The organism is Limosilactobacillus pontis DSM 8475, from assembly GCF_001435345.1.
In the GTDB taxonomy this organism is placed as follows: domain Bacteria; phylum Bacillota; class Bacilli; order Lactobacillales; family Lactobacillaceae; genus Limosilactobacillus; species Limosilactobacillus pontis.
Genome location: NZ_AZGO01000001.1, coordinates 1 through 4,435 on the forward strand (window position 1 = coordinate 1; position 4,435 = coordinate 4,435).

Below are 4,435 nucleotides of genomic sequence, written 5' to 3' on the forward strand. Positions count from 1 at the left end.
TTTTTTTGTACCGTCAAGGCCATAGGGATAGGCTATGAGGGGTGATTTTGGGAGTTGGTGGAATGGGGGAATTGAGCAGATATACTCACACACCAGCGATTTTTTGCAAAAATAGCCGTATATAGGGGATGGAATCGCTTTTAGACCGCTTAAAAAGGGAATTGCTATTAGTTCGCGGGGAAATGGCCATAAGACAGCTAAACAAGGGCCACGAACTAATATTTGGGCTATTTTCTGATTATGAGAGACGATCACGGCCGAGCCTGCTAAAATATGGAACCGATATCAGTTCATTGTGAGGTGTTATAATGGCCTTAGGTAAAGAGGCGGCTAAACTATGACTAAGACTAAGACTAAACCAATGACAATCACAGAATTATCAAGGGTTACAGGGGTATCAGGGGCGTCAATTGCAGCTTTAGTTAAAAAGTGGAAACTAAAGCCAACTAAAACGGGGGAATACAACCGAAAATACTACAGCGCCAAGGATTGCCAGCGCATCATAGATTATTACAGTTCTAAGTCTAAGACGGGAACTAAAACGGCCACTAAGACGGCCGCAAAAGATGAGATTATCCAGACACTACGGGAGCAGATTGAGGACCAGCGACACCAGATCGACCAACTCAACGAACAGCTTAAGATGGCTCAAATCAATCTTAGTCAATCTCAACAATTGCAATTAAGACAAGCGGACCAGATCAAGCGACTAGAGGAACCACAGGAAGCCACGGGAGACGTTGTAAGCTCTTCTAGCAGTCAAGACACAGAAGAGAGCGACGAGGACACCAGAATGTCTCACAAGACGAATGAGGACGACCAGGGAGAAGCAGGAAACCTGTCATTTTTCCAACGACTTTTCGGAAAAAAGAAAAAAATCAAATTTTAATAAAAAAAGCGCCTAATCCTATATGTATCAAGGGGCTAGGGCGCTTTTTATTTTTAGCTATACATTTGAGTAAAGAATGTCTTAAATCCTTGTGTATCAAGGGTTACAGCGTTTTGAAGTCACTTTGAAGTCAAAAAAGAAACCCTTGTAAATGATTACAAATTCAGCTTTAATGAGATTAACAACTTAATACGAAAAGAGTAAAGAAAAAGCCCGTTAAAGTATTGGCGTACTTTAACGAGCTACCGATTAACTAATTGGAGTAGTCAATCGGGGTTGTCTATTTCTTTAATATAATTAATTTTAGATGAAATAGACTAATATTTCAAGATATAGCTACACAAAAAATATCAGTGAAATCAAACCCTAAAAACTATGAAAGCCGACTAGTTAATCTAGTCGGCTTTTTCTTTTGGTTCACAACCGGTTAAACTCGCAAGCAGTGACTCTGCACCGTGGTAGTATCCCGAAAGCGTCCGTGAGCCTGGAGACGCGCCAGGCTTGTAGTTAACATCATTGGTATGCTAAACCTTGCTATTATCGCATATGGCTAAAGACGTGGCTGGATGTCTAGGAAATGCTAAAGACAACCCTTTTATTAAACACGAGTTTTAACGAGTTTATCGTCGAACGTCGCACGTATAATAAGACGGCAATTAGGAACAAAAAACCGACCGCCTAACAGGTATAGAGAGGAATAAAAGGGGCAAGGGCTGGATGAGCTTAAACTGTCTGCATTACTCATTTACTGAGCTAATGATATGAATTGTTAGTTGAGTAAATGAGCAATGAGTGTAACGATATGCTATCGTTTTGTCACATTTTAGCCACAGACAGGCTAAGTGTGATGATGATGCTACCGCATTACTTTGGTGGGGCTTAAGGGCGACTATGCCCTTAATAGCAACGATAAAGAAGCCTATACAACTAAATGGTCTAACCAATTTTGAAGATATTTCAATGCTTTCACGTCAAGAACGACATAATATAGGGGCTTCCATGGTATTGTGGGGACTATGAGTTGAGTAGTGATATGTGACCGTGCAGTTGGAGCATAGCTATTGACCACCTAAAAATATACTATGCAGTGGCTACATACTATATTAAAACTATCTATTCAATGTATACACACTAATGGTAGTAAATGAAAGATACAATTATTAAAGAGAGAATATATAGGGTAAAGGTGTAATTTAATACGCCACCTTAATGGTGACGTATTCTCAACGCCTGTGTATCAACATTTATAGGAGGTTATCAATCTGGACAAGAAAGAAGTTCAAAAGATCGTGGACGGTACCAAGCCGTTTGAAATAAGACGAAATCATGACAAGGGCGAGCAACGCCTACAAGTGATGTATAAATCGCTTATAAAGCACGATCTAGAAGAGAAGAAGCCGGGAGCGTGGGGCTGGCTTCCTAAATCAGTGTTTGATATGGAGTTATCAAGTCGAGCCTATGGGTTGCTGGTAATCCTTGCGATGCAAGCTGGACCAGTCCCTGCGGTCGATAATGAGCGAGTGATTGAGAGAGTAAGTGAGACTACTATTCTGCGATGGTTAGGTATCAAGAACAGCAATCAACGGGCACTTGTCCACGACTTATTGAGAGAGTTGGTAGAGGCCGAGGTAATAACGATTGACGGGGATTGTATCAAGCTTGACTTCCCGCCTATTCAGTCTGTCGAGGGTGGCTTTAGTAAGATCTATGCAAGCACTTATCAAGCCATACTTGACCAGTCGCACGGGATTGCAACGTTTAACCGTCTGGCCGTTTACCTTGGCATAAGATCAATGATTTTTGAAGGTGAGAAGGGCGGGCCAAACGACAATGTAGTATATAAGGGCCGGGGTAATAGTTGGATTGCCGAGCGGGTCAATCTACCAGTGGCCACGGTTCGGAATACTATCCAATGGTTGATTGAACATAAAATCATGGCCTGGAATTTAGTTGTTAATCGCAACAAATATCACAACAAACACTATTACTTGGCCGAGCAAATCCAGGCCGAGCGGTTAGTTAGTTGGATATGCACCGAGCTAAAAGGCGGATTTTTGTTGCGAGTGGTGGCCTAATCGCCGTTTAGACAACACGGAAACGACTTAGCAAGATGGATCGGCCGTCAAGATTAGGCTGGTGAGTAATGAGCGAACTGGACCAGATTACCGATAAAGAAATAACACATCGGAAAAGCGACCTAAACGAAGAATTAGGATTTATCTTATAGCAATCGTTATAATGAGCGATGGTGGCCGCCTAAAAATAGCGAAACGCCTTAAAATGGGGATTTCGGAAGTGTTATAAATTAGAAATGACACTTCCACCTAAAATTGGCTAACTAAATGTAAGAAAATAAGAGAGTGAGTAAGTGAAAAGGATTAAGGGATATGAGCTGGACACAGAGAACTACCCGTTCAGTTATCATGTACCTATGGACCTGCGAAGTGGTGTACGCACTTATGTAGACGTGGACCGCTTGCCGTTGAGTGATAAGCAGAAAAGGTTAGTGCTGCGTGTACAAGGGGCGGACGCTAAGAAAGAAGCGTACACCTTAGCACATCGCAAGGACCGCTACGGACGTTTGATGATAACTATCAAGGATATAGGCAAAGACCTTGACGGCCTGCGTGTGGACGTGTTGACTGGCAAGGTGTACGACAAGAACGGACGGCATGAGATAGAGCCACACTATCACCGAACCAACGGCAAACGCGATTGCTTAATGGTAAATGGCAAAGGGCTTCACCGTATCGTTGCGCTGGCGTGGCTACAAGTAAGTAAACAATACGATCTATATGAGAGGGCAATTGCGTGTCCCCGTGCTTATCCTTGCCATCACATTAAACCGTGGCTGAAACTGGACCAGCGAGGGAACACCATTTTCAATGTCGAGATACTACCCCGTGCCGTTCATTATCGCTATGAGAGCATAGCAACTCAAATGGCAACGAAATACAAGCGCGGCGAGTTGGTCATTGATGATGAACTAATCTAAAAATGGTGGCAGAATAACCAACTATAAAATGCACGTTTTATAAAGTATTTACAATCTTCGGAACGCCCTAAAAGAGGGAAACGAGAGCAACGGCCATTACAAAAAAAGATTGTGAAAGTGAAATTGAACACCCCACGTGAACACCTATATATAGGTAATACATGAGGGGATATACTTTTCACAAAGTCAATATTTTGGCAGCCAAAATGATAGGGGTATCTAAAATTTAACAAATATTGTTGGTTATCTAAGGGGGTACTTCCCACTAAGAGAAGAATTATATAAGGGGTGGTGGTAATCAGTAGCTTCATTCACACACCACGGAATTTTTTAAGTAGGGGGTATAGCCCTATAAGACCACGAGAGCAATTCTGAGTCGTTTTAATAAATTCAACACAATTATATGTATTTTATATTAAAACACACTGAATGAGCTGTGAGAGTGATTAGCGTAGTAGCTAGATAATCTGAGCATGATTATGGCTGGATTACTCTACCATATGAAAAACTGTGCGCTTGAATTGTTTAGGGTTGCATACAGCGAATTAAAG

Annotated in this window: 3 protein-coding genes; all 3 read left to right on the forward strand. The window is 41.8% G+C overall.

The features are described 5' to 3' along the window. The first annotated feature begins 337 nt into the window (after positions 1–337). The 3 genes from FD34_RS00005 to FD34_RS00015 all read left to right on the forward strand — a co-directional run bounded on the left by FD34_RS00005 (position 338) and on the right by FD34_RS00015 (position 3,884). Positions 338–889 carry a MerR family transcriptional regulator gene (locus tag FD34_RS00005; RefSeq protein ID WP_057805518.1) on the forward strand — a complete coding sequence of 184 codons (552 nt, stop codon included), beginning with the start codon at positions 338–340 and terminating at the stop codon, positions 887–889. Between the two features lie 1,289 nt (positions 890–2,178). After that, positions 2,179–2,964 carry a hypothetical protein gene (locus FD34_RS00010; RefSeq protein WP_057805521.1) on the forward strand — a complete coding sequence of 262 codons (786 nt, stop codon included), beginning with the start codon at positions 2,179–2,181 and terminating at the stop codon, positions 2,962–2,964. A gap of 293 nt (positions 2,965–3,257) precedes the next feature. Then, positions 3,258–3,884, forward strand: coding sequence for a hypothetical protein (locus FD34_RS00015; RefSeq protein WP_057805523.1), 627 nt, complete (start codon positions 3,258–3,260; stop codon positions 3,882–3,884). Positions 3,885–4,435: the final 551 nt, after the last annotated feature.

Excerpts from the sequence above, each read along its gene's own strand:
- FD34_RS00005 (WP_057805518.1), top strand. The coding sequence starts at position 338 with ATGACTAAGACTAAGACTAAACCAATGACAATCACAGAATTATCAAGG.